Below are 3,919 nucleotides of genomic sequence, written 5' to 3' on the forward strand. Positions count from 1 at the left end.
ATAGTGATTGCCCTCCCTTGGAAGAAGTTGTGTGCAAACTTCATTCTACCATGTGGGGAAAATCACTATGGATTTTTTCTTAGGTGTCCAACTTCATTTTACAATCGACCAAAAATACATTTTGTCCATGCTCGCTGCTATTTTCACAGCAGTCAGTTCCGTAATTTTGGACGAATTCAGCTTTCAGTAAAGGAGGCCATTATGAGACGAGACGATCAGAGGCAAGCAGTAAAAAACATTCCCTTGGAACAACTGAAGCCATTTAAGAATCATCCCTTTCAGGTACGAGACGATGAGGAATTTCGGTGTCTTGTTGAGAGCATTGAAATTCACGGTGTAATTCATCCAGCGGTGGCTCGCCAGATTGGTGAGGATTGTTATGAACTAATTTCTGGTCATCGACGCAAAGCGGCTTGTGAACTATTGGGTTACTCTGAGATGCCTGTTTTAGTCCGGTCTATGACGGATGATGAGGCAGTTGTAAACATGGTAGATGCAAACCTTCAGCGTGAGACGATTCTCCCAAGTGAAAGAGCCTTTGCATACAAAATGAAGTTGGTAGCAATGAGCCATCAGGGGCGTAAAGGATTTACTTCCGCCCAACTTGGGCGGAAGTGTGTCGGAAAAGAATCCAGAGAGTTAATTGCTGAACAAGTCGGTCAAAGTCGCAACCAAATTTCTCGCTATATCCGTCTTACTGAATTGATACCAGAAATTCTTGAAATGGTTGATAATCGAAAAATGGCATTGAATCCAGCAGTATCTATTTCCTACTTGGACAAGAAGCAACAGAAGCTACTATATAAGGTGATGGTAGCACTAAAAGCAACCCCATCTATTTCTCAGGCAAAAGCCATCCGAGAAAAGGCCAGTGAATCAGACTTTACAGAAGATTACTTGGTTTGTATCTTATCGGAAAAGAAACCAAACCAGAGAGAGCCGATGATTGTTGAAGAAGAAGAAATCAAGCCGTATTTCCCCTCGCATTACAATAGTGAACAGATGCACAACACGATTTTGCTGTTGATTAGAAATTGGAGTAAAAAGCGTGGCTACACACAATAAAAGGTTGTTATACCTTATCACAACAGGGAGCAGAAAAATTTTCTGCTCCTTTTTTTATTTTTTGCGCAACAAACGGCCTCTGCCGTGGCCTACAAGTGAGAGTTACATCTCATGGACCTTGAAAATTCAGAAGAACATCAGGTACAACCGTCCCTCGGAGAGCCACTCCGGTGATACGCCATGACACCTACGGGTCGAGCGACTTCCCTATCGCCGGTAAAGAGCTTGATAACTTGAGGCCACGATCCAGGGATAGGGGGAAAACTTACACTCAGCCACAGTCCGAGCGTTAAAAGCGTCGCAGGCAATGGGAGTGTCCGGTACAGAACCGTGATAAATGAATCCTAAATCAAAAGGATGCCGAAATGTTCTTGATTTTAAGAAAACCCAAGGGGGTAGTTTACCCTCTTTACATTCCATCTTCTGTTCAAGACACAGGAGGAAACTGAAATGAACACACAAATTATCGCCATCGCCAACCAGAAAGGCGGCGTTGGCAAGACAACCACCTGCGCAAATCTGGGTATCGGGCTGGCGCAGGCGGGGAAGAAAGTTCTGCTGATCGACGGAGACCCGCAGGGCAGCCTGACCATCAGCCTGGGCCATCCCCAGCCGGACAAGCTGCCCTTTACTCTGTCCGACGCAATGGGCCGTATCCTGATGGACGAGCCGATGCGCCCCGGCGAGGGCATCCTGCACCACCCGGAAGGCGTTGACCTGATGCCTGCCGACATCCAGCTCTCCGGCATGGAGGTCTCCCTGGTGAATGCCATGAGTCGTGAGACCATCTTGCGGCAATACCTGGACACGCTCAAGGGACAGTATTCCCATATCCTGATTGACTGTCAGCCCTCCCTGGGGATGCTTACGGTCAATGCGTTGGCGGCTGCCAACAGGGTCATAATCCCCGTCCAGGCGGAGTATCTGCCCGCCAAGGGCCTGGAACAGCTGCTCCAGACGGTCAATAAGGTGAAACGGCAGATCAACCCCAAGCTCCAGATCGACGGTATCCTGCTGACGATGGTGGACAACCGCACCAACTTTGCCAAGGAGATTGCGGCTCTGCTGCGAGAAACCTACGGCAGCAAAATCAAAGTGTTCGGAACTGAGATTCCCCATTCTGTCCGAGCAAAGGAAATCAGTGCCGAGGGCAAGAGTATTTTTGCCCATGACCCCAAGGGCAAAGTGGCCGAGGGTTACAAGAATCTGACCCAGGAGGTGATGAAACTTGAAAAGCAGCGCGAAAAAAGTAGAGCTGGCTTCGGTAGATGATCTGTTTTCCACCGAGGAAAGTCGAGCCGATGCCCAGCGGGAACGAGTAATGGAAATTCCTCTCTCTGAGCTGCACCCTTTCAAGAACCACCCTTTTAAGGTCAAGGATGACGAGGCTATCGAGCGCCAGGGCAACCAGAACCCTCTTGTCCATGTGTACCGTTATGTCACCGAGGGAACTTTTGACGCTTATCTCTGGCAGACGGTTGAAAACAAGCAAAAATTCATTTCGCAGATTATGACCTCTAAATCGCCGGTCCGCTCCTGCGATGATGTGGACGAGACGGCGCTGTCCTTTGCCGAAATCAAGGCCCTGTGCGCCGGAGACCCCCGTATCAAGGAGCGCATGGATTTGGATGTGGAGGTTGCGCGTCTGAAGCTGATGAAAGCCGACCACCAGAGCAAGCAGTACCGCCTGGAGGATCAGTTGCTTAAATACTTCCCCCAGGAAATCGAAACCAACAAGGGATTTATCAAAGGCTTTGAAGCCGACCTGGAGACCCTGGCCGCTCATCCTCACCCGGAGGATGGCTTTGCTGGGATGGAGATCCGGGGCGATGTGCTGACCGACAAAGAAAACGCCGGTGCAGCCCTGCTGGACGCCTGTAAGGAGGTCAAAGGCTCCGAACCGGTGCAGATCGGCAGTTACCGGGGCTTTACTATGTCCGTGGAGTTTTCCGCTTGGAAACAGGAATATACGCTCCTGTTGAAAGGCCAGATGACCCACCGGGCAAGCCTTGGCACAGACCCGCGCGGAAACCTCACCCGTATCGACAATGCACTGGCTCAGATGCCTCAGCGTTTGGAAGCCGTGAAAAACCAGCTGGACAACCTCTACCAGCAGCAGGCCGCAGCCAAAGAGGAGATCGGAAAGCCGTTTCCCTTTGAGGATGATCTGCGAGTCAAGTCCGCTCGTCTGGTGGAACTGGACACGCTGCTGAACATTGACGGCAAGGGCCACGCCCAGCCGGAAACTGTGGTTGCCAAGAGTGCGCGGCCTTCGGTGCTGGACAGCTTGAAGCGTCCGGTGCCACCCCGCAGCCCTGAAAAGAAACCGAAACAACATGAGGAGGTGCGATAACATGAATACCAACGATCTGAATACGGCCCTTTATGAGAAGATGGCCGCTGAACAGGACAAATACCGGGACTGGCTGAAAAGCCAGCCTCCGGCAGAAGTCCTGAACCATGCCTATGAGTACACTGTTCGGGAGGACATCGTGATGGCGATGGAGGAACTGGAGCTGACCGCTACCCAGGCCCAGGCCCTGCTGGATTCGCCCACGCCGCTGGCCGATGTGTACCGTTACTTTGAGAAACTGGAGACCGGCCACATGGATATGATCCGGGACAGCATTGAGAACCGGGCCGATGATGCTTGCAAGGCCCAGGCGGAGCTGCGGAAAGCCGCCATTTACCCTCACTCTGCTGTGTATGCGAAAGAGCATGGGGAGCTGGAACAGTATCGGGCTTCTAAGGAATCTCTGATTTAATCCGCACTACCATAAAGGCTCCGGATGTGGGATAATAACACTATCAACGCAATGGTGGTGTATGGGGATGAAGAAACAGGAAACATTTA

Annotated in this window: 2 protein-coding genes and 2 pseudogenes; all 4 read left to right on the forward strand. The window is 51.0% G+C overall.

Annotation, left to right across the window (positions count from 1 at the left end; genetic code table 11):
- Positions 1-201 precede the first annotated feature (201 nt).
- On the forward strand, positions 202-1,065 hold the full coding sequence (locus tag ACTNBK_RS16650) for a ParB/RepB/Spo0J family partition protein (protein ID WP_441147773.1): 864 nt from the start codon (positions 202-204) through the stop codon (positions 1,063-1,065).
- Positions 1,066-1,515: 450 nt separating this feature from the next.
- Positions 1,516-2,337, forward strand: a complete 822-nt coding sequence (locus tag ACTNBK_RS16655) for a ParA family protein (protein WP_119972222.1) — start codon at positions 1,516-1,518, stop codon at positions 2,335-2,337.
- Positions 2,338-2,455: 118 nt separating this feature from the next.
- A pseudogene (locus tag ACTNBK_RS16660) lies at positions 2,456-3,418 on the forward strand (SNF2-related protein); the annotation flags it as partial.
- A gap of 1 nt (position 3,419) precedes the next feature.
- Positions 3,420-3,821: pseudogene (locus tag ACTNBK_RS16665) on the forward strand (DUF3848 domain-containing protein); the annotation flags it as partial.
- Positions 3,822-3,919: the final 98 nt, after the last annotated feature.

The sequence above is a fragment of the Intestinimonas sp. HCP28S3_D6 genome (assembly GCF_052065695.1).
Classification (GTDB): Bacteria; Bacillota; Clostridia; order Oscillospirales; family Oscillospiraceae; genus Intestinimonas.

Excerpts from the sequence above, each read along its gene's own strand:
- ACTNBK_RS16655 (WP_119972222.1), top strand. The coding sequence starts at position 1,516 with ATGAACACACAAATTATCGCCATCGCCAACCAGAAAGGCGGCGTTGGC.
- ACTNBK_RS16650 (WP_441147773.1), top strand. The coding sequence starts at position 202 with ATGAGACGAGACGATCAGAGGCAAGCAGTAAAAAACATTCCCTTGGAA.